General features: G+C 58.5%; 25 protein-coding genes. 16 read left to right on the forward strand and 9 right to left on the reverse strand.

The features are described from left to right. Window positions 1–147 precede the first annotated feature (147 nt). Window positions 148–1,617 (reverse strand): NAD-dependent succinate-semialdehyde dehydrogenase, encoded by a 1,470-nt coding sequence (locus Q1A44_RS01185; protein ID WP_299618380.1) that lies wholly within the window; start codon window positions 1,615–1,617, stop codon window positions 148–150. A gap of 77 nt (window positions 1,618–1,694) precedes the next feature. Here Q1A44_RS01185 and Q1A44_RS01190 point away from each other — a divergent pair, with 77 nt between their 5' ends. Next, window positions 1,695–2,486: an alpha/beta hydrolase gene (locus Q1A44_RS01190; protein WP_299618383.1), complete on the forward strand. Its 792-nt coding sequence runs from the start codon at window positions 1,695–1,697 to the stop codon at window positions 2,484–2,486. Window positions 2,487–2,586: 100 nt separating this feature from the next. After that, window positions 2,587–3,795, forward strand: coding sequence for an aminopeptidase P family protein (locus Q1A44_RS01195; RefSeq protein ID WP_299618386.1), 1,209 nt, complete (start codon window positions 2,587–2,589; stop codon window positions 3,793–3,795). Between the two features lie 2 nt (window positions 3,796–3,797). Here Q1A44_RS01195 and Q1A44_RS01200 read toward each other — a convergent pair whose 3' ends face one another. The 4 genes from Q1A44_RS01200 to Q1A44_RS01215 form a co-directional block, all read right to left on the reverse strand. Beyond that, window positions 3,798–4,901 carry a Hint domain-containing protein gene (locus Q1A44_RS01200; protein ID WP_299618389.1) on the reverse strand — a complete coding sequence of 368 codons (1,104 nt, stop codon included), beginning with the start codon at window positions 4,899–4,901 and terminating at the stop codon, window positions 3,798–3,800. 199 nt (window positions 4,902–5,100) lie between these two features. Further along, a complete protein-coding gene (locus Q1A44_RS01205) occupies window positions 5,101–5,388 on the reverse strand; it encodes a hypothetical protein (protein ID WP_299618392.1) in 288 nt (95 codons plus the stop codon). Window positions 5,389–5,424: 36 nt separating this feature from the next. Next, complete coding sequence (locus Q1A44_RS01210; RefSeq protein WP_299618395.1) at window positions 5,425–6,096, reverse strand: PspA/IM30 family protein; 672 nt, start codon at window positions 6,094–6,096, stop codon at window positions 5,425–5,427. 83 nt (window positions 6,097–6,179) lie between these two features. Further along, window positions 6,180–6,785, reverse strand: coding sequence for a TetR/AcrR family transcriptional regulator (locus tag Q1A44_RS01215; RefSeq protein WP_299621303.1), 606 nt, complete (start codon window positions 6,783–6,785; stop codon window positions 6,180–6,182). Between the two features lie 183 nt (window positions 6,786–6,968). On the opposite strand from Q1A44_RS01215, the gene Q1A44_RS01220 reads away from it, so the two are divergent. The 14 genes from Q1A44_RS01220 (at window position 6,969) to polA (ending at window position 19,129) form a co-directional block, all read left to right on the forward strand. Further along, window positions 6,969–8,045, forward strand: coding sequence for a hypothetical protein (locus tag Q1A44_RS01220; RefSeq protein WP_299618398.1), 1,077 nt, complete (start codon window positions 6,969–6,971; stop codon window positions 8,043–8,045). A 3-nt stretch (window positions 8,046–8,048) separates the two neighbouring features. After that, window positions 8,049–8,198 carry a hypothetical protein gene (locus Q1A44_RS01225; protein ID WP_299618399.1) on the forward strand — a complete coding sequence of 50 codons (150 nt, stop codon included), beginning with the start codon at window positions 8,049–8,051 and terminating at the stop codon, window positions 8,196–8,198. 44 nt (window positions 8,199–8,242) lie between these two features. Continuing rightward, on the forward strand, window positions 8,243–8,431 hold the full coding sequence (locus Q1A44_RS01230; RefSeq protein WP_299618400.1) for a hypothetical protein: 189 nt from the start codon (window positions 8,243–8,245) through the stop codon (window positions 8,429–8,431). A gap of 17 nt (window positions 8,432–8,448) precedes the next feature. Beyond that, window positions 8,449–9,549 carry a hypothetical protein gene (locus Q1A44_RS01235; RefSeq protein ID WP_299618401.1) on the forward strand — a complete coding sequence of 367 codons (1,101 nt, stop codon included), beginning with the start codon at window positions 8,449–8,451 and terminating at the stop codon, window positions 9,547–9,549. A 77-nt stretch (window positions 9,550–9,626) separates the two neighbouring features. Next, entirely contained in the window at window positions 9,627–11,561 is a 1,935-nt protein-coding gene (locus Q1A44_RS01240) for an ATP-binding protein (RefSeq protein WP_299618402.1), read from the forward strand. Further along, window positions 11,558–12,451 carry a hypothetical protein gene (locus Q1A44_RS01245; RefSeq protein ID WP_299618403.1) on the forward strand — a complete coding sequence of 298 codons (894 nt, stop codon included), beginning with the start codon at window positions 11,558–11,560 and terminating at the stop codon, window positions 12,449–12,451. The genes Q1A44_RS01240 and Q1A44_RS01245 overlap by 4 nt, the downstream gene beginning before the upstream one ends. Then, window positions 12,448–12,744, forward strand: a complete 297-nt coding sequence (locus tag Q1A44_RS01250) for a hypothetical protein (RefSeq protein ID WP_299618404.1) — start codon at window positions 12,448–12,450, stop codon at window positions 12,742–12,744. Before Q1A44_RS01245 ends, Q1A44_RS01250 begins: the two co-directional genes overlap by 4 nt. Window positions 12,745–12,754: 10 nt before the next feature. Then, the gene (locus Q1A44_RS01255) at window positions 12,755–13,051 is read left to right on the forward strand and encodes a hypothetical protein (RefSeq protein ID WP_299618405.1); all 297 of its coding nucleotides are present in this window, start codon (window positions 12,755–12,757) and stop codon (window positions 13,049–13,051) included. Further along, the gene (locus Q1A44_RS01260; RefSeq protein WP_299618406.1) at window positions 13,048–14,382 is read left to right on the forward strand and encodes a DUF6638 family protein; all 1,335 of its coding nucleotides are present in this window, start codon (window positions 13,048–13,050) and stop codon (window positions 14,380–14,382) included. The genes Q1A44_RS01255 and Q1A44_RS01260 overlap by 4 nt, the downstream gene beginning before the upstream one ends. Window positions 14,383–14,385: 3 nt before the next feature. Continuing rightward, the gene (locus tag Q1A44_RS01265; RefSeq protein WP_299618407.1) at window positions 14,386–14,649 is read left to right on the forward strand and encodes a hypothetical protein; all 264 of its coding nucleotides are present in this window, start codon (window positions 14,386–14,388) and stop codon (window positions 14,647–14,649) included. 14 nt (window positions 14,650–14,663) lie between these two features. Then, window positions 14,664–15,308, forward strand: coding sequence for a DUF1523 family protein (locus Q1A44_RS01270; RefSeq protein WP_299618408.1), 645 nt, complete (start codon window positions 14,664–14,666; stop codon window positions 15,306–15,308). Window positions 15,309–15,462: 154 nt separating this feature from the next. Beyond that, window positions 15,463–15,930, forward strand: coding sequence for a DUF1203 domain-containing protein (locus Q1A44_RS01275; RefSeq protein ID WP_299618409.1), 468 nt, complete (start codon window positions 15,463–15,465; stop codon window positions 15,928–15,930). Window positions 15,931–15,999: 69 nt separating this feature from the next. Next, window positions 16,000–16,173, forward strand: a complete 174-nt coding sequence (locus tag Q1A44_RS01280) for a zinc-finger domain-containing protein (RefSeq protein ID WP_299618410.1) — start codon at window positions 16,000–16,002, stop codon at window positions 16,171–16,173. Window positions 16,174–16,333: 160 nt separating this feature from the next. Next, entirely contained in the window at window positions 16,334–19,129 is a 2,796-nt protein-coding gene (gene polA / locus Q1A44_RS01285) for a DNA polymerase I (protein ID WP_299618411.1), read from the forward strand. Between the two features lie 45 nt (window positions 19,130–19,174). On the opposite strand, the gene Q1A44_RS01290 is transcribed toward polA, so the two are convergent. The 4 genes from Q1A44_RS01290 to Q1A44_RS01305 form a co-directional block, all read right to left on the reverse strand. Then, window positions 19,175–19,402, reverse strand: a complete 228-nt coding sequence (locus Q1A44_RS01290; protein WP_299618413.1) for a DUF2798 domain-containing protein — start codon at window positions 19,400–19,402, stop codon at window positions 19,175–19,177. Between the two features lie 79 nt (window positions 19,403–19,481). Then, entirely contained in the window at window positions 19,482–20,234 is a 753-nt protein-coding gene (locus Q1A44_RS01295; protein WP_299618415.1) for a TIM barrel protein, read from the reverse strand. A gap of 36 nt (window positions 20,235–20,270) precedes the next feature. Continuing rightward, complete coding sequence (locus tag Q1A44_RS01300) at window positions 20,271–20,972, reverse strand: SDR family NAD(P)-dependent oxidoreductase (protein ID WP_299618417.1); 702 nt, start codon at window positions 20,970–20,972, stop codon at window positions 20,271–20,273. 150 nt (window positions 20,973–21,122) lie between these two features. Continuing rightward, window positions 21,123–21,698, reverse strand: a complete 576-nt coding sequence (locus tag Q1A44_RS01305) for a DUF1285 domain-containing protein (RefSeq protein ID WP_299618419.1) — start codon at window positions 21,696–21,698, stop codon at window positions 21,123–21,125. Window positions 21,699–21,752: the final 54 nt, after the last annotated feature.

Consider the following 21,752-nt stretch of genomic DNA (forward strand, 5'->3'; position numbering starts at 1 on the left):
GGTAAGGAGCAACGCGTCGAACGCATAGCAACAGGGTATCGCGCCGAAAACATCTCGACCCGGCAATTGCGACACGCCATGTCGCTACAATAAGACGTTGTGACGGGTGACCGATCGCCTCTCGACGTGTGTGGTCAAACGCCCGGCTTATACACTCATGCAGATGTATTTCATCTCAAGGTATTCATCGATCCCGTGATGCGACCCCTCGCGGCCCAGACCCGATTGCTTGACCCCGCCAAAGGGAGCAACTTCGGTCGAGATGATGCCCGTGTTCACACCCACGATCCCGTATTCCAGCGCTTCGGCCACCTTATAAACGCGGCTGAGGTCCTTGGCATAGAAATACGACGCGAGGCCAAATATCGTATCGTTGGCCATGGCGATCACCTCGTCCTCGTCCTCGAACTTGAAGAGTGGCGCGAGCGGGCCAAAGGTTTCTTCCTGCGCCACTTTCATGTCCTGCGTCACGCCTGTGAGGATGGTGGGCGGAATGAAGTTCCCGTCCATCGCGTCACCGCTCAGCAGCACTTGCGCGCCCTTTGACGTCGCATCCGCGATATGGTCCGAAACCTTCTCTCCGGCCTTGGCGTTGATCAAAGGGCCCAAATCGGTGCCGTCCTCAAGCCCGTCACCCACTTTCATCTTAGCCACCCGCGCGTGCAGTCTTTCGGCAAAGGCGTCATAGACCCCCGCCTGCACGTAAATGCGATTGGCGCAGACGCAGGTTTGCCCGTTGTTGCGGAACTTGCACATGATCGCGCCTTCGACGGCGGCATCGAGATCAGCATCGTCAAATACAATAAATGGGGCGTTGCCGCCCAGCTCCATCGAACACTTCATGACCTGATCAGCGGCCTGGCGCATCAGGATACGACCCACGGCGGTCGAGCCCGTGAATGTCAGTTTGCGCACGATCGGGTTCTCGCAGAACTCTTTGCCCGTGCTGGACGCATCAGAAGTGGTGACCACCTGAAACACGCCCGCCGGGATGCCCGCCCGTTCCGCCAGCACGCCCATGGCGATGGCCGACAGCGGCGTCAGTTCAGCGGGGCGCGCAATAAACGCACAGCCTGCGGCCAAAGCCGGGGCCGCCTTGCGGGTGATCATCGCGTTGGGGAAATTCCACGGTGTGATCGAGGCGGCGACGCCAATAGGCTGCTTGATCACGGTGATCCGTTTGTCACGTTGGTGGCCCGGGATCGTTTCGCCATAGATGCGTTTGGCCTCTTCGGCAAAGAACTCGACAAAAGACGCGCCATAGGCAATCTCGCCCTTGGCCTCGGCCAGGGGTTTGCCTTGTTCAGCGGTCAGGATGGTGCCCAGATCGTCCTGGTTCGCCATCATCATGTCGAACCATTTGCGCAGCACGGCAGCGCGCTCCTTTCCAGTCCAACTGGCCCACTCCTTTTGCGCAGCACCGGCAGCGGCGATTGCATCGGCTACCTGCGCACGGCTCAGGTCGGCCACCTGCGCAATGACGTCGCCCCGTGCCGGGTTTGTCACATCAAAGGTGCCGTCATCGCCGTCAACCCACGCACCCTTCACGTAGGCGCGGGTCTCAAGCAAACTGGGATCGTTCAGAAGGGATTTCAGGTCGGTCATTTGGTCAAGCATGGCAGGGTCCTTTCGGGGCTGGCGCATGTCAATCAACCCACGCTAGGTTTGTCCAGTTCCAATACCGGGGGGATTTAATGCCAGACCTTGATGATGCCTATGCAAACGGAGCCTATATTGCCGGTGCCGAAGACTATGTCGCCCGTTGGCCTCTGGAAGCCGCTGCCTTTCGGGACGGACTGGGCGCGCGGACAACGCTGGGGCAGTCCTATGGGCCATCCGAGCGGATGGCACTTGATCTGTTTCACCCTGAAGAGGCCGCCAAGGGCACGCTGATCTTTGTCCACGGGGGTTATTGGTTGAAATTTGACCGCTCTTACTGGTCCGCTTTTGCCGCCGGTGCCGTGGCACAAGGATGGGTCGTCGCGATGCCCTCTTACGATCTGTGCCCTGCCGTACGGATCGCGGGTATCACCCAGCAGATCGCGCAGGCCGTAATGCACGTGGCAGAACAAACCAAAGGGCCCTTGTCGTTGGCCGGGCATTCCGCCGGTGGGCACCTTGTCGCGCGGATGCTGGCACCGGGGATGCTGCCGCAGACCGTTTTGGACCGTGTCACTCATGTGATGCCGATCTCGCCCGTGTCGGATCTTGAACCGCTGTTGAGGACGTCAATGAATGCCGACTTCAAGATGGACACCGCTATGGCCCGCGCTGAAAGCCCCGTTCGCCAGCCTGCTCCAGAGGTGCCCGTGACGGTTTGGGTTGGGGCGGACGAGCGGCCGGTTTTCCTAGATCAGGCCCGGTGGTTGGCCGAGGCCTGGGCTTGCGATCATGTGGTGACTGACGGCGAACACCACTTCAACGTCATCGACGCGCTCAGCGATCCGGCCAGCGACATGATCCGGCGCTTGACGACCGCGCCCTAGATCGGCAAGACGCAAAATAGGCCGCAGGCGATGGCGTCGTCTGTGCATATTGGCCCACCCGTCCTGAACGCCGGGACCTTTCTGAAAAGGAGGGTCAAGGATGACCGCTCGCCCCGATTTTTACCGCCTGCATAATGGCCAACAGGCTGTATTGCCATTTGAAGACGCCGAATATGTCGCCCGCCTGACCGAGCTGCGCGACCGAATGGAGGCGCAAGGTGCCACCGCCGCTGTCTTCACCTCGATGCACAATATCGCCTACTACTCTGGCTTTCTTTATTGCGCTTTTGGGCGGCCTTACGCTTGCGTCGTGACCGACGACGCCTGTGTGACCATCAGTGCCGGCATTGACGCGGGCCAACCCTGGCGGCGCTGCTACGGCGACAACATTACCTATACCGATTGGCAGCGGGATAACTTCTGGCGCGCGGTGCGCGAAGTGACCGGCGTAGGCGCAGTCATTGGCGTCGAAAGCGATCACCTGACCCTGCTGCAACAGGCCAAGATGGAAGACTTCCTGAAGCCCGTGGCCACCGTCGATCTCTATGAAACCACTATGCGTCAGCGGATGCACAAGTCGGAGGCAGAGATTGCCCTGATCCGCCACGGTGCCCAAGTGGCAGATGTGGGTGGTTATGCCATACGCGATGCGATCAAGGCTGGCACGCGGGAGATTGACGTGGCCATGGCGGGACGTGACGCGATGGAGCTGGAAATCGCCAAGCGTTTTCCCGATGCCGAGTACCGCGACACCTGGGTCTGGTTCCAGTCCGGCATCAACACCGACGGGGCCCATAACCCGGTCACGGCACGTCTGCTGGAACGGGGCGATATCCTCTCGCTGAACACATTTCCGATGATTTCGGGCTATTACACCGCGCTGGAACGAACCCTTTTCGTGGAAACCGTGGATAAGGCGAGCCTCAAGCTGTGGGAAGCGAACGTGGGCGCGCATGAGTTGGGTATGTCCCTGCTCAAACCCGGCGCCAGTTGCGCCGATGTGACCCACGGAGTGAACGCGTTCTTTGAAGAACGCGACTTGCTGCAATACCGGTCCTTTGGCTATGGGCACTCGTTCGGGGTGCTATCGCACTACTACGGGCGCGAGGCGGGGTTGGAACTGCGAGAAGACATCGACACGGTGCTGGAACCCGGCATGGTCATCTCAATGGAGCCGATGTTGACCATTCCCGATGGGCAACCTGGCGCGGGCGGCTATCGAGAGCACGACATTCTGGTGATCACAGAGGACGGCGCGGAGAATATCACCGGCTTCCCGTATGGTCCCGAACACAACGTCGTCGGCTAAGGTCAAGAGGCGCGCGGCAGGCGGATACGTTCCAACGCCGCGCGCTTGTTCTTGATCATGCGGGCTACAAGTTTCGATTGCGCATGACCTTTGGGGGTCATCCTGACGAGCCTGTGCGCGTGTGTTTGCAATTGGGGAAAAAGCGCCGCGACCTCTGACCAGGCCGCATCCGACATCGCGACCTTGGTCATCGTACCCAGGTACAAGGTTTCAACGGGCGCACCATTGGCAAAGATGACCTCGTGCCGGTCGCACAAGATGTGCCAATAGGTCACGAAACCCGCTTCAACCGCCAATTCAACGCCCGGCAATCCGACCAGTTTGTGAGCTGCAACGAGAACTTCGTCTTCGCCAAACATGCGTTTGGCGATGGGCGAGGCCACCATCATGCGATGCTGTTTTGACACCAGCAGCGTGCGGTTCGGCAGGCCAAGACCCAAGGTATTGGCCCGAATCCGAACCGGGATCAGGCTGCCATAGCAGCGCACCGTACGTCCGCCGATCCATCGGATCGGTTTGGGCTGTCCATCCTGCGTGATGACTTCAGTACCGACGGATAAGGCTTCAATTGGCAGGTCGCCATCGACAGTTGCAATTAACGTTCCAGAGACAAAACAGGTGACAAAATCGCTGTCCTCACGGCTGGCTGTCATACCCGAGTACCGATTGCCCGCGAGGCTATCCAAAGACATGGATTGAATGGGCTTTGCCTCAAGCGCAGCTTGATCAGCGTTCTGGGAAAACTCCGGCGCGAGGTAGGTCTTGCCGTCGGTGTCCTGAAAGACCACAGCGGTGAAATTGGCCGTTGTCCCGTCAGTATAGGTCAAGGTTGCGTTAAACACCGCAGTTGCGTCAAAAGTCTGTGCCGATCCGCCATCAATACTGAATTTATCGTCACTGCGGTTGTTGTTCATGTCATAGGCATTGCGGTTCCCGCCGCTGGCACTGACCTCGGACAGCGTTTGAACATCGTTGAATAAAGGATCACCCGCCTCGCCAAAAGACATGCCCACCAGATCGGCGGCATTTTCGGCGGTATAATTGCCCTCGGTCGTGTCCATTTTCGACTGCTGGCCCAGCGAAATGACCTTGAATGTGCTTGGCATCGGGTGTGCGCCACTTGATAACTTCGATCAATGCGTTGTGGGGCGGCGGACCTGAACAACCCCTGAATCCGCGGCCATCGAAGTACAGAGGATTTTCAACAGTCTTTAACAATTGCGAGGCCTGGACTGCGGGCTTTTAGAAACGGCACGGGCCGCCGTGCAATTGCAAGGCGGCCCGGCGCATGTTCAAGGGACAGGATCAGGACGAGTCTTTGATCTCGCCCACGTAGTCCTCAAGCAGCTTTTCGTTCCGCGCCTCTTCGATCCGGTTGATGCGGTCGATGCGCTGCTGATTGTCGAAGCGGTATTTGACAAAATTCACGAGGCTCAGCGTGAGCATCAGAATACCGATGCCCCAAAATCCTTTGGTCGACAGGGGCACGTCAGTGGACAGGTACAGCGACAGACCCAGCAAGGCATAGGCGATCGCAACGCCTGCGCCATTGAACATCATGATCAGGGAGTTATCGGGTTTTTCATTCAACATTGGTTCTATCCTTACGTTTTATAGGTGGGATGAAGGTTATTTGGAGAGACGATCCAGCACGTCGCGCGCGGTGACACGGGTCGCGGCGCCGAAACCGGCGTCGGCCATGCGGTCCTCAAGACCGCTGTGATCGAGGCCCGCGTTGATGTCGGCCAAAATCTGGGCCTGCTCCAACGGGTCGTCTTTGCCGACAACGCGGTCAATCAGGTCCTGGGCTTCGTCAGCGGCAGACGGTCCGTGCGCGGTTGTATGAAGCTTGGCCTGCATTGTTTGTTCGCGGCGGATCGCCTTGGCCTGAAGCGCGCCTTGCTTGAGGTCGATCACCTTGCGATGACCCCTCTCGACTGACCCACGCAGACGGGTTGCCTGCATCTCAAGGCGGTCGAGGGTCGCAACGCGGACGGCGCTTTCATTCTCCATCTCGGCGATTGCGTTGGCGGCCTCCACGGCCAGTTCTTCACGGCCCGCGCTGATCGCTTCGCGCGCCCGCTCGGTCAGGGATTGGATACGGGTGCGCAGCATATCGAGCAATTTTTGCTCGGACCTGCGGCGCTGGATCAGACTGGCCAAGGTGGACTTGGCCGCATGAACCTGCACTTCGGTCTCGCGGATTTTCTGGTCGATCAACTCGATGGCGTAAACATCGCGCACATGTTCTTCGGCACGGGCATTGGCACCGGCAAAGAGCGTTTTGAAGGTGGCGAGCATGTGTTCTCCCTTTTCTTGAACATCGTTCACGAAGGGAGATAGGATAGCCGTGAACCCCGTTCAAGACTGAAATTGAACATTGTTCAAGTTTTTTTGTTTTCCGTTGCAGAACGCAAAACCATCGCAATCATCCGCCGGACCTGTTCGCGCGGCACGCCGGAAATGCGGTTCTCCAAGCCCAAGAGCACAATCCCATGCACAGATGAAAACAGTGCGCGGGTCATGAGGCTCACGTCCTCGGCTTCAAGGTCGGGAAAACACTCGCGGACAGGCCCGTCGATATAGCTGAACAAATGCGCCAACTCGGCCAGATACCAGGGCGGCACATCCATATCGGTTGACATGCGCAGGTCAAACAGGGCCCGCCAGAGCCGTGGATGTTCTCCCGCGTATTCAAGATAGGCATAAGACATCGCGATAAGCCGTTCTGTGGGGGGCAACGCCTCTTTCCCTTCAAGCGCGGCTGCCACATGCCGTCCCAGCTTGGCGAATGTGCGGCCGTTCACGGCCATCACGATATCCTGCAAGTCGCCAAACGCGTTATAGATCGCCCCGACCGAGCACCCCGCCGCCTGCGCCAGGGGCCGCGCCTGAATCGCCTTGGCTCCGTTTTCTTCGATCTGCGCCTCAGCGATCTCGATCAGTTTCTCGCGCAGCGAATTGCGCCGCTCTTGGGCCTTGGTTGCCATCATGTCCTCGCTTGAACGTGGTTCAGGCAGTAGCGCAACAGGACAAAGACGAAAAGGGGCGCGACCGACTTCCTTTCACGCACAGGTTTTGCAACACTCAGGCCAAATAAGTGCCCCGGCAGATGTAAATGGGCGTAACATTGCCTATATGTAATGCAACACATTGATCGATAGGAGAATTTGATGGCCGATTTCGCAAGTCAGGTGGAAGAATCCCAAGCGCAGGTGGCGCAGGCGCAGTCAAAGATTGCGGAACTCACCAGTCGCATTGAAACCGCACGAGCCAAGATGAAATCAGGCGATGACATTTCGATGGACATTGAAAATGCCTCTTTAGAGGACGTGCATGCGCATACGGATGTCATGAATGCCAACATCGCCGAGCTTATCATGGGACTGGACGATGTGACATCCGCCTTCTCCAAGGATTTCGACGAGATGCGGACCAAGACGGGATGGGAAAGCGTCGTTGGCATCTTTGCCAAGGCCAAGTCGGAATCGATGCGACAGGAACGTATTCGCACCGCCTCCATCGATGACAAGTTGCAGGATCTGATCTCAAAATCTGATGTGATCGTGCAACTGCTGCAAGGCCAATTGACCATGCTCGAAGAGCAGAAGGTCAAAGTCGAGGGCAACCTGACCGAAACGCTGGATGAACGCGAGTTTACCGTTCAGGAATTGTCCGCCTTGCAAGCCGATATTCAGGGGATGGACCCCAAGATCATCACGCTGGAAAACCAGATCGCGTCCGAGACCGATGCCGCCAAACGCACGGCTTTGGAAACGGAATTGGCCGAGTTGAACAGCCAGTACAACCAGATGGTTCAGGACGAACAGGTCAAGCTGGCCAAGTCCCAAACCCTTGAACGCTATATCGAAAAAGGTAAAACCTGGATCGACTCCCTGCAAAACCAGGCAGCGACGCAAATGGTGCTGATCAACAAATTGCAGACGGATACCAAGCAGCGTGTGGTGTTGTATGACGCGCTGACCAAATCGCTCAAAACAGCCCAGCAACAGGACGTCGCCCACCGCATCAACGAGATCGGCGTGCAGACGGACCAAGAGGCGCAAACCGCCATGGCAGGCATCGGTGCGGCCACCAACAAACGGATGGCCGACATGCTAGAGGCGCACGAGGACCACATGGTCTTTGCCCGCGACGTGCTGGAGCAGAAAGCCAAGGCCGACGAACGATTTGCCCGCCGGTTTGCCCAGATCGTCGAAGAACACGACAGCAACGCGTATGGGGGCTAAGCCATGAAGCTCGGTATCGCCGCCATCGCGGTTTCCATCCTCAGCCTCATCGCCTCTATCGGGTTCGGCGCACCGCCCTGGGTGAACGGAGTAGGATTTTTTTGTGGCATCGCCGGGCTGTATCTGCTGAGCCGGGCGCGCAAGGGCGGTTAAGTTACGCCAAATCGTCAACCTCAGCCTTGCGGGGAAAGACAGACATGAAAAAGAAATTCGCCCTTGTCGTTTTCGGAGTTTCCCTGATCGGCGGCGCTATTCTCTTGGGGCTACCGTGGTGGGCATATGGTTTTGGCATTGTACCCGCACTCATCGGCCTTGCATGGCTTGGCGTTTATAACGCCGAAGCGGATGCGTCGGGTGGCAGGGGCGAAATGGGACAAGGTAGTTGAATACACCCAAACTCGATATGACCGGCCTCACCGACCTTTTCGCTTCGCGCCGCTATTTCAAGAAGTTCGAAACGATCACCGCCCATTTGGGTCGTGTCGCGGGCGTGATGGAGGCCGAGGGCGATCTGAACCGGGATGAGGTCAAGATCCTCACCCGCTATCTGGCAGAACTTACCTTTACCTTTCGTGCCTTGGGTCAGAAATACCTGCTGGTGGGCCGCGATACCGGGCGCTTTTTTGGTTCCCTCGCCATCGACGCTAACGAATCCGGTTTCCCTGCGGCGGAAGAGATCATCACCATGGCCAGCGACGCCCAACAGGCAGACCGGCATCTGGAAGGTATGGCTTCGGCCGATGAGTTGAAAAAACAGATGGTCGAGGTGATTGTTGGCGACCGCACAGTACCGACCAAGTTGCAATTCGCGCTGTCCCAGCGGCTTTATTACGAGGAGTTGCAGCGCGGGAACCTGTTTTGGCCCCGCAACGATCCGCAGATCGTTTGGACCGGCAACAAGGCTGACGACCGCCGTACATTCCGCATCCATTGGGCCGTCTATGACAGCCAGGTGAACCTGCCGGTGATTTATATGATGGAGGTCGAGGATACAGGCCGCACCGCCCTGCCCAAGGACCAACGCCGCTGGCCCGAGGCGCAAGCGCATCTGATGGCACAAGCCCTGGGCGGGCTGAAGCTGGTAACCATCGCCACCGGTTTTGACGAAGATTTTGCCGACTTGCACCCCAAGCGGTTACGCCGGTTCCACGTGGGGCCGATGTATTCCTCGGCCTTTACCAAACAGTCGGGACCCATTTCGCAAGTTCTCGAATCCGCCCGCGCGCCGGAAGGCCAGGATTGGGCGCTGGTGTGGACCGAAGAAGACCTGCGGTCCGAACGCGTTATGACGGAGCGGTCGGGCTGGTTTTCCTCAGTGGAACGCGAAGTCTTTGCGCTCGATCCCTTTTCGGGCCGGGGGGCCGAAACAGGCACCACCCGGATGGAGCGGAGCATCGTTCTGCCCCAACGCCCCTTTCAAGCGCTTGAAGAAATGAACCCGCCGGGGTTTCGGTCGGTACGCAAATTTGTAGTCAGCCCGGCGGGGCGGGTGCTGAGATATTGATGGAACGGGCGCAGGGTATTCGCGCGACTTAATGCCTCCGGCGGGAGTATTTGCCGGAACAATGAAGAGGACACGTCATGAGCCAGGTTTCGGACCAAATGGAATTGCGAGAAGCGGAAATCGTGGCGCATTACCCCATGGCGCTGGCCTTGTTACAAGGTTTTGACCACGCGCCGCGCATTGGTAAAGGGGCAGCAGCCCCGGTTGCGGAGCGGTCCCCCGGTGTTGGCACGCGCCGCCGGTTTCGGTCGACCACACCGGGGTTGGTGACCCGGCGCACGACACCGACGGGCGCCGTGCAGCTTATGGCGACCATCGAAGGTTCGGATGGCGATGATGCGTTGATGTCGCCAGTGCAGGCAACGGTGCTGAACGCGCTGCGCCGAGCGATCTCCATCGCCTTGGCCGTGGCCGAAAACTATGCCGGGGTATCAGGTCTGGGCGATTTGAAGCGGGCCAATCTGGAAGGGGCCATGCCCCCGGCCCGCAAGACCGAGTTTGCCGAGTTGTTGGCCGCCGAGGCGCTGATCACTCTCTATGTCTTTGGCAATGCGACCGCCTATTTGCTGTCAGCACACCAGACTGAAGTGACCGTCGAAGTCGGCGAGGTCGAGGAGGTGCTCACCGACAATGGCCAAACGGCCCTGCATGGGGCGCTGTGGGAGCTGGATCAGGACATTGCGGCCCATGCCCCCGACGACACCCATCTGGTCGCGACAGTCACCGCCTATGCCGAAGCACTGATGGAAAAGATCGCCCTGCGCGCCCAGAATGCACCGCGCCTTGCCCCCTTTACAGCGGCCAGTTGGCGCGTTGAGGCAGACGATTTCACCGTCCAAGGATTCTCGCCGGCGCATAAGGCGAAATCCACCACCCTCACCATGACCTTCAAAAAGCCGCATGAGGTTGTGGGCAACCATATCGCCAAATATCAGGCCATGAAGCTGGCCAAGATGCTGATGGCATATGACTTTGACCGCCGCCTTAACCCTTTCGCCGAGTTGGGTGGGTTCATCTTTACCTTCATGGGGGATGGCAAGCCGGGTACGGGCAAGACCACCCTGATCCAGATGATGGCGGGTCTCTTGAACGACTACTGTCAGGTGGCGGGCTATCCCTTCCGTTATCAGAACCTGAGCACCGACAATATCGACAGCTATCAGGGCAAGTCGGGCCAGAACGCCAAGGCGTTCATCAACAACGTGCTAGACCCCGCCGCCATCGGCTTTGGCACAATCGACGACATTGACCAGCTTGCGGGCAAGCGTGGGGATCGTCAGTCGAGTGCGGGCCAGTTGGAGATTACCGCCGTGCTGATGGAAAGCTTTGCCGGGGCGAACACGGTCGTGCGGGGCAATTGCACCTTTGGCATGTTCTCGAATTACCCTGAGAACGTGGACGACGCTCTGCGCCAACGCGCGGGCGCGCGGTTCCTCGTGGACGGGCCACAAACCCGCGAGGATTACATCGACATTCTGGCGCTGCTCATGGGTAGGAACCACGACATCCCCATGGGCGCGCACGAGCTTTTCTCGGCCCAAGAGATCAAGAAGGCCGTTGCTGCGTCCTTTGACTCGCACAGCCGTCCGCATGAGGCCGGGCTGTTGGAGGTCTTTGACCGGGTGCATTCTTCGATTGGAGAATTGGACACAATTGCGAAACTCGGCACCTATCTGAAAGGCATTCAGGAGGCGGATGAACGCTTTACCGGTCGTGCGATCAAGAACATCACCGACGCGGTGAAGGTGCGGGCCATGGACTTTGAACTACCCGATGAGTGGATGGAGAACCCGGAGCTGTTCCTGTTCAAAGGCTACGACGAGAAAAAGGAGATGATTTCAGAACTGCGGGTGCCGATCACGGTCGACATGGTGGTGCAGGAGATCAACCGCTACGCGGACAGCGAGTTCCGTTATGCGGACAAGTCGGATGAGGTGGCCATCGAGGCAATGGTGCGCGACTTTGGCCGACAGGAAGAGGCGAAGAAGCGGTATTTGGGGGGGAAGGGGTGAGTAACCTCAAGAAAATTCCGCCAAACTATCCGCAAGGCCCTTTTGCTTGGGGAGTTATTGGAACCGTCATATTCGCCTTTTTGACAATAGCCTTTTTGCAAGCAGGCAGCGTTGGGCCAGACAGTTTGTCCAATTGGCAAGCACTGAGCATGGGCGATCCCAATAACGTTGGAGATACACTGGCAGGTTTAGCTGGATCCTTGGCTCTTTTTTGGATCATAATTACTGCATGGCAGCAAAGCATTGAGTTGCGCGAGCAACGGGAAATTATTGCTGATCAGCGAGATATTATTCGCGAGCAAAAGCAAGAAACAGCATTGCAAAGAGTTGCCACACAGGAAATGGCACAAGCAATGAAATTACAGTCTGACGTACTTAAAGACGAACGTCGTTTTAGGGATGAATCTAGAGCCGCTGCCCTATTTGAACAATACCTTGAGACGTTGCAAATTGACTTTGCAAGCGTCGCTCGAGACCAATGGAAAGTAAATGTAAAAGAAAAGAAATACAACAGCCGTTTCAACTTTCATAGTACCTCAAGTGACGAGCGAAGCTTCGAGTTAATTGACGCCACTGAGCACTGGCAAATTATCAGCTATTCAAAAAAAGTCCCTTTTGACGAAAGGCTAAGACGAACGGCGACGCAAACACGGGATGTTTCACAAAAAATCGAGGCCTTAGCTAGTGAGCAAGTTATTGAGCAACCAAAGCGAGATAGGTTTGAGCAACTAAAATCCAGAGTGGACCAAGTTATTACTCTTCGCAGCCGCTTATCCGACGATCAGGCTTTACGTTTGGATGGCTTAGGTTTCCACCAACTGAGCATCGAGCTTGGTCGCGCCTTGGAATTGGACATTTGGTCATTAGAGTCAGAAAACAAGCGTTCATGACCCTCCTCCTCACCATATCCACCCTCGCCCTTATCCTCGGCACCATCCTCCCCCTTCGCTGGGGTGTCTTCGGTTTTCTGGCCGCCGCCGCCCTCGTCTTTCTCATCCAATTCGGGATCAACACCGCGAGTGGGTTCAATGGGACGTCCCTTGAGGAATCCCTTCTTCTCTTTGACAACGCTTGGGGTGCTTACCTCGGCTTTAACCTTCAGATCACCTATCGTGCCTTTGCGTTACCACTGCTGGCGCTCGCCTCACCGCTGATCTTCCGCCTTGCAAGGGCCAACCGATGAAGACCGAACGATGCTGACCCAAGTGACCCTTCTCACCCTGCTCGTCTGTGTCGCAGGCTGGATGCTGCCCAAACTTGTGATGCGGCTCATCCCGATGCCAGCGGGTGCCGTCGCGATCCTGTGCACCATGTTGTTGTTCGGCGCAGCCACCCTCTTGATGCTGCTCATGGACGCAACTGGCGCGCCGATGCGCTTTGCCGACCCGACCCAAGAGGGGGCGTTCCTGTTCTCGACCGTGGCGCTGGCCATTCCGGGCTGCATTGTGCTGGCGGCCCGTATTGCCATGCTGAAAGGAACGGGCACATGATCCGCCTTATTCAATCCGGCCTGATGTATGGGAACCTGTTCCACGTCGCCTCGCCTGCGTTGGTGGACCGCTACAATCGCGCGCTGGAACATCTGACCGGCAAACGGACCAGCCTGGCCGATTTTTATGTCGACATTTCCGGCTTTTCCCCCGAGGTCGGCGATGATCTGGGCGATCCGCTCTACCTCAACCACAACGGTGTGAACCGGCAGTTTATCCTGCTCAGCACTGAACAACGCAAATGCCCGCTACTAGATGCCAAATTCTCCACCAGCCGCCCGATCCTGCAACGGTTTATTACGGAAAACGAAGCGGCCCTCTTTGCCCTAACCGCGCGTGATGCGGTGGCCGGGGAATTGGTCAACTCGGTCTATGATATCTCGCATCCCGCCCGCCTCTTCGATCTGCGCGCCATCACGGTTGAGGCGGACACAACGCGCGGCACCGTGCGCAATGCGGCGGCACTGGCCAACAAGGTCGATACGTTTCTGACCGAAGAGGACGCGTGGTTCGACGATGTGCTGATTGCGCAGATGATCGAATTGGCGGGCCAAACCGGGGACGTGACGCGCAACCCTGTGACTCTGAAACCCCTCAAGGTGACCAAGGGCAATTTCTGGACGGCGCATTTTGGCGGGCTTTACGTGTTTCAAACACTGGATCATCCGGCAGTGATCGGCAGCACGGCGGCCCCTCAGGACGTGCCGATCAAGTACAGCTTTGACCTGGGCGACCGGAACCGGATTGCGAAATTCCTCGAATATAACGACCTGGCAGAACCCATTGTCAAAGCGCGCGGGATCGATGCGGTCGCCATTCTGCGGCAAAAGATGGATTTTATTCTGGTGTCTGCCGTGACCGAGGCGGGCGTTGATCTGGAGGGCACCACGCGGCGCGACATGCGGATGCTGGCGCGGCGGCACTCGGATGTGCTGCCAGATGAGTTCCACGCCCTGGGGCAACTGGTCAACTGGGCCGAGAACGGCGGGGACTGGCCGCGCATTGCGTCCGATCATCCGGCCTATTTCTATACCCTGAGGGCGGCGGACACGCCCGAGGCGGAACTGGTTAACATGTTGCTGAGCGAACTTTCCCCACGTGATGTTCGTCAACTTTTCATCTGCCATAAACAGGCGTTTTATGCGGCCTATGCGGGTTGGCCCGAGGCGAAAAAGGAATATGTCGCGCAGTATCTGGAAGCGGAGTACAAGGCCGACAAAGTGGGCGCGCGGGCAGCGTTGTTCGGCCATGATGCCCCGATGGAAGCGCCAGAACCGCCTGTACGTGATATGATTGCCCGCGTCGGTCCCTGGGGCGCAGTGAGGAGATAGCAAATGGCCCTGATCCGCGTTCTTTTCATCGCCTTTGTGGTGCTGACGGTTGTCTATGTCAGCCTGTCCTTTTACTCGCGCGCACGGCGCCGCGACAAACTTGAGGCCGAATGGGACGAAGGGGGCATTGCCACCCCGCGCGATACCTTTGTTCAGGATGGCTTGCGGGCTTATGACGGATCGCTCAGGCGCAAATTGATCCTGGGTGTCTATATTGTGCCCATGGTGCTTGTGGGCCTGATCATCTACCTTGTGAACTTCGCCTGAGAAAGGGCTGCGCTATGCGTTACATCGGTTGGACATTGTTGATCTCGTTCTGGGTTATTCTGGGCGCGTTCCTGCACTATACCCTGCCGCAGCGGGATGTGGTTCGCATCGTAAACACCTATGAAGAACGTCAGGAACTTGGCGATTGGACCCGCGTGTTCTGGTCCCGCCCGGACGAGCAGACCGATGCGCTGATCAACCGGGATGTGCAGTTCATTCAGGCCCTGCGTGCCAATGGCGACCCAATCGTGTACCGCAATGAGGACACCGGTTGGAGCTGGCCACCCTATTTCAAGTTCGACACAGCCAACCTCTATACCGAAGCCAACGACGCCATTTCGACCCGGGCCGCGCCCGAGTGGTATGTGATGACCCATTATGGTTGGCGGAACGAATTCCTCAGCGCCTTTCCCAACGCTATATCGCTGCGCCCGGTGGATGGCCCGGATGCGTCCAAGGGCATTCCCTGGGTCAATATCATCGTCCTGTCCTTGCTGGCCGTGTTCTTTGCCGCGATCTGGGTCCGGTGGCGCCGCTTTCGGCGCGCCCGTCTTGATCCCAAGCTTGAAGAGTTGCAGGACAATTGGGAAGCGGCAGGGGATGCCGTGGACAAGCGGCGCGGCCGGTTTCGCAATTGGTTAAACAGCTGGCGTAGTTAGGGCGTGCCAATATCCGTCTTAGCGGATGTACGGCAAGGGTCAGTTCCGACTCTGGCCTTCGGCTTTGCTGCGGTTCGGGTCGGAAAATGCGCAACAATCGGGTCGCTTTGTACGCGCATTCACGCTGTGATGCCTACAAAAGAGGAGACCCGCTTTGCCCATATTCACTGCTTTGCCGACCGAGATCGCAGATGCCTACCGCTCCGGGGGCCTGGATGCCTTTGGCAATCCGCCGGAACGCAAACTTTCCGATGGTCAGGGAAATCCCTGTCGGCATTGTTTGCGCGACATCCCCGAGGGCGCCGAGATGCTGATCCTTGCCCACAAACCTTTTGAGGGCACCCATCCTTATGCCGAAGTTGGTCCGATTTTTCTCTGTGCAGACTCCTGTGAACGGGGCGGAGGGGCCGAACTGCCCCCGATCCTGACCACGTCACCGGATTACCTGATCAAAGGTTATTCAGACGATGACCGGATCGTCTATGGCACCGGTGCGATAACCCCTACCCCCGAAATCACGGCCCGCTTGGACGCAATATTCGCACATCCTGAAGTGGCCTATATCCACGTCCGATCTGCCCGAAACAACTGCTATCAGGCGCGAGTGGACCGGGACGACTAGCCCCTTGTCTGCACGCGGGTCATGGCCCATAAACGCGTCTGCAGACATCCCAGCCAAGGACGTGCCGACATGAGCATCGACGCCCCAGAAACCAAGACAGTCCACAGCCACCGGGTGGCGTGCGATGGCGGCGAAGGCCCCTTGGGGCACCCTCGTGTCTGGTTGCAAATTCCCGAGGATACCGGTTGGGTTGAATGCCCTTATTGCGACTGCAAATATATCTATGAGGATGCCGAGGGCTGATCTGGCCGCACGAGAATTCGGTTAGTCACACGACCCCCTGCGATCCGCTGTTCCCAAATCAAAAATGTAATGCGCCGATAGGCGCGCCGTTGGATCACGTCTGGCACCCTGCCCCGGCCCATGGCACAAAGGCATCGCGGCACGGAGGGAGACCAGCGCAATGACACTTCAGTTTGGCAAAGGCTGCCACCTGCACCTGATCGACGGCTCTGCCTTTATCTTTCGCGCCTATCACGCCTTGCCCCCCCTCACCCGCAAATCCGACGGGCTGCCCATCGGCGCGGTCAGCGGCTTTTGCAACATGCTCCAGCGCTATGTCGAGGATAACAACGGCCCCGACGCGCCCACCCACGTGGCCGTGATCTTTGACAAGGGCAGCCACACCTTTCGCAACGATATGTACGACCAGTACAAGGCCAACCGCGAGGCCATGCCCGAAGACTTGCGCCCCCAAATCCCGCTGACCCGTCAGGCGACCGAGGCCTTCAACATCGCCTGCAAAGAGAAAGAGGGATTTGAGGCTGATGACATCATCGCCACCCTTGCCGTACAGGCCCGCGCCGCGGGCGGTCGCGTGACCATCATCAGTTCCGACAAGGATTTGATGCAATTGGTGGGCGGCGGCGTTGAAATGCTCGACGCGATGAAAAACCGGCGCATCGACCGCGACGGCGTGCACGAGAAATTCGGCGTCTACCCAGAGCGTGTCGTGGACGTGCAGGCCCTGGCGGGCGACAGCGTCGACAACGTGCCCGGCGCGCCCGGTATCGGGATCAAGACTGCGGCGCTGCTGATCAACGAATACGGCGATCTGGATGCCTTGCTGGAGCGCGCGGGTGAGATCAAACAGCCCAAGCGCCGCGAGACTCTGATCAATCACGCCGATCAGATCAGGTTGAGCCGCGATCTTGTCCAACTTGACGAAAACACGCCTCTCGACTTTACCCTCGACGACCTCGAAGTCCGCGACCCCATCCCCGAACAGTTGATGCCCTTCCTGGCAGAGATGGAGTTTCGCACCCTCACCAAACGCATCGCCGACAAGCTGGGCGTCGAGGCTCCCGAGATCAAGGAACCCGCGCCAACCGAGGCTACGGATGCACCCGAGGCCCCGTCGTTCGAGGACGCCAGTTACGAGCAGGTCAGCGATGCTACCGCCCTGCAAACCTGGATCGACCTGATTTACGAGCGTGGCTATGTCGCGGTGGATACCGAAACCACCAGCCTGAACGAAATGACCGCCAGACTGGTTGGCATTTCGTTGGCCGTGAACCCCGGCCATGCCTGCTATATTCCCCTGGCCCACACCCAGGGCGGCGACGACCTTTTTGGCTCTGACGCGCTGGCCGAGGGGCAGATGCCGCTGGAAACCGCGCTGGAGATTCTCACGCCGATGCTTGAGGATGACAGCATCCTCAAGATCGGCCAGAACATGAAATACGATGCCAAGATCTTTGCCCAAATCGGCATCACCGTGGCCCCCATCGACGACACCATGCTCATGTCCTATGCGATGCATGCGGGCCTGCACAATCACGGCATGGATACCCTGTCTGAACGCTATCTCGGCCACACCCCCATCCCGATCAAACCGCTGCTCGGGTCCGGCAAATCAGCCAAGACCTTTGATCAGGTTCCGGTCGAGGATGCGGTGAAATATGCCGCCGAAGATGCCGACATCACCCTGCGGCTTTGGCAGCAGTTCAAACCGCAATTGCATCGTGTGCAGGTCACCCGCGTTTATGAAACGCTGGAACGCCCGATGGTACCCGTGCTTGCGGGGATGGAGCGGTCGGGCATCAAGGTTGACCGCGATACGCTCAGCCGCATGTCCAATGCCTTTGCCCAGAAAATGGCGGGGCTGGAGGATGAGATTTACGAGATCGCAGGGCGCAAATTCAACGTGGGCAGCCCCAAGCAATTGGGCGAGATTCTCTTTGACGAAATGGGGATCGAAGGCGGCAAACGGGGCAAGACCGGGGCCTATGCCACCGGTGCCGACGTTCTCGAAGACCTCGCAACCGAACACGAATTGCCCGGCCGCGTGCTCGACTGGCGGCAACTGTCAAAACTGAAATCGACCTATACCGACGCGCTTCAGGATCATATCAACGCCGACACGGGCCGCGTGCACACGTCCTATTCCATTGCAGGGGCCTCTACCGGCCGTCTCGCCTCCACTGATCCGAACCTGCAAAACATCCCGATCCGAACCGAAGAAGGGCGGCGTATCCGCGAGGCCTTCGTCGCGGAAGAAGGCAAGACGCTGGTGGCGCTGGATTACAGCCAGATCGAGTTGCGCATTCTGGCCCATATCGCCAACATCCCCGAGCTGAAACAAGCCTTTGCCGAAGGCATCGACATCCACGCGCTCACAGCGTCAGAGATGTTCGATGTGCCGCTGGACCAGATGACGCCAGACATTCGCCGTCAGGCAAAGGCGATCAACTTTGGCGTGATTTACGGGATTTCCGGTTTCGGCTTGGCCCGCAATCTGCGGATTCCGCGCTCTGAGGCCCAAGGCTTCATCGACCGCTATTTCGAACGGTTCCCGGGCATCCGCACCTACATGGACGACACCAAGGCCTTCGCCAAAGAACACGGGTTCGTCCAAACCCTTTTTGGTCGAAAAATCCACACCCCAGAGATCGCATCGAAAGGGCCCCGCGCAGGCTTTGCAGCGCGTGCGGCGATCAACGCACCCATTCAGGGCACCGCTGCGGACGTGATCCGCCGCGCCATGATCCGCATGCCAGACGCCATCAACGGTCTGCCCGCCACGATGCTGTTGCAGGTCCATGACGAACTACTGTTCGAGGTGGAAACAGGCGCGGCAGACGATCTGATTGGCGTGGCCAAGGACGTGATGGAAGGGGCCGCTGATCCTGTGGTCAAGTTGGATGTCAAATTGACCGTGGACGCAGGCAAAGGGCAAAACTGGGCCGAAGCGCACTAAGCTTGGCCCGTAAGGCGTACCGAATGGTACGCCCCGCCCTGTGCCCTAGTCAGGCGCGGTCATCATCCCAACCAAACGCCGGGCCAATGGGGCCACAAACAGGACAACTGGAAAAGCTACAGCCCAACTGGGCAACCAGGCACCGATCCAATTGCCCAGAAAACCGACCCCCAAGCCAATAGCCAAAAACGTCGAAATCCCAGAGACGAGGAATGACATCATCCCGCTGAGGACAAAGCCAAACGCAATATGGGCATAGCGGGCAGGGATCATTGAAAACCTCCATGGATCGAATGGACAGCTTTATGCTAGGCCTCTAGGCGGCCCATGAAAAGTGCGGCACTGCACAGGGTCAGCGCATCCAGTCCAGCCCGGTTTCTGTGCGACCTTGGGGCGTGTATTCGGCACTGACCCAACCTGAATAGTCTGACGCGTCAATGGCCGCGAACAGACTGACAAAATCGACATCACCCGTCCCGGGCGGCGCACGGCCCGGGGCGTCTCCGATCTGGATATGGCGGATTATCGGTTGATAGGTGTTGAACGCGGCCACCGCGTCACCGGTGATTTCCTGCGCGTGATAGCTGTCATATTGCAGGCCGAGGTTCGGCGCGCCCACCGCTGCTATGATCTCGGCCGCCAGATCATAGCGCGACAGGAAATAGCCCGGCTGCGCCGTTTGGTTCAACGGTTCAAGGGTCAGGCACAGCCCATCGGGCAAACCCTGACAGGCACGTTTCAAATTGGCGATCAACGTGGCCTTGGCCGCGTCTCCTTCTGCCACCCCGCTCAGCACATGGATCATCCCTGCACCCAAAGCCTGCGCATAGCGCACGGCCCGGCGCATGTCATAGTCAAACCGCGCCTCCCCACCGGGCAAAGCGGCGAAACCACGGGGGCCGCCCGCGTAATTCGGCCCCGGAGCGTTCAACAAGATCATCGTCAGCCCATTGCGCCGCAGCGCCCATTGGGTTTCGGGCGCGGGCACGTCGTAGGGCATGAGAACTTCAACAGCCTCAAACCCGGCCTCAGCCGCAGCATCAAAGCGGTCAAGATAAGGCAATTCGGCCCAAAGATGGGTCAGATTGGCAGCAAAGCGTGGCATGGCATCAAGCCTATCCCGCACCTGCGCCCGACGCCATCAAAAGGTCTCGACCCACGGGCGCAAAGTCAACTCATTCGACCAGGCAGAGCGGTGTTGATCCACCAATTGCAGGTACGCCGTGGCAATGGCGTCGGGGTCCAGCATCTTGTCAGTCCCGTCATCGGTTCGTTCCGCCCGTGCCGTGTTCGAAATCCCGCCGTCGATATTCACCCAGGCGACGTGCACACCCTTGGGGTGCAATTCGCGGGCCATGGATTGGGCCAGGCCTCTTTGCGCGAATTTGCCCATGGCAAAAGGGGCAGATTGGGCGAACCCTTTGACCCCGGCCGAGGCGCCTGTGAACAGGATCGTCCCCTTGCAGCCATCGCGTGCCTTTTGCGCCAGCATTACACGCGCCGCGGCCCGCCCCATCAAAAACGCGCCAAAGGCTGTAATTTCGACGGCGCGCCGCACTTCTTCGGGATCAAGGTCGACGATTGACCCTCGGCTGCGCGCCGATGGGTTGTAAATCGCCACGCGGCAGGGCGCCTCAAGACCTTCAAACAAGGCCTCCATCGCGGCAGGGTCGCTGCCGTCCATTTGAACCGTGCGCGCGCCCGTGTCCTTGGCCAAGTCTTTCAACTTTTCCGTGTCACGAGCGGCAAGCACCAGCTTGAGGCCCCGCGCGTCGAGCTGGCGCGCAAGGGAGGCCGACAAGCCGCTGCCTGCCCCTATGATGACTGCCGTGCCTGTGCTCATGTTCTATTTCTCCCTGCGTCCGAAGCGATGGCAGAGAACCCCTCCGCCTTACGGCCAGAATGGCGCAGTGATCGCTACAATCCAAAGGTCTGATTGCGCACATTGATTGTGCAGCATCCCCGTAAGGCGTACCTCTTGGTGCGCCTCGCGTCAGGGCAATTCTGCCGACGGGATGATCCCAAAAAACATACCGCCCGACCACACGCCGAACCAGTCGTCGTGATGCACCCCAAGATCGACCAGCCGGTAAAAGCTTTTGCGGTCGATCAGCGCTTCCAAATCTGCGCGGATCAGGACATAGGGTGACGGCTCTCCTGTCTCTGCGTCCCGCACCACACGGATCGGATGATCCGGACCCGCGGCGGCGTAATCCCCCACATGCGTTTCGAACCGCAGCACCTGGCTGTTGCCTTCGCCCGTGGCCTCAAAATCCAGAGCCACGAACGGGGCGTCATCCACGGTGATCCCGACCTTTTCCACCGGAGTCACCAGAAAATATTTTCCGTCTTCCCGTTTGAGAATCGACGAGAACAATTTCACCAACCCGGGTCGCCCGATCGGCGTGCCCTGATAAAACCACGTCCCGTCCCGGGCGATCCGCATATCCAGGTCACCGCAAAACGGCGGGTTCCACAGGTGAACCGGCGGCAAACCGCGTGTTTTTGTGGCACTGATCGACGCCACAAGGCTTTCTGCATCCGGTGTCACGGTTTTTTGTCCACTCATATGTTTTGCCATTCCGCGCTGGAGGGATAGGTTAGACTCAAACATATATCCCTG

It is taken from the genome of uncultured Tateyamaria sp. (assembly GCF_947503705.1).
Classification (GTDB): Bacteria; Pseudomonadota; Alphaproteobacteria; order Rhodobacterales; family Rhodobacteraceae; genus Tateyamaria.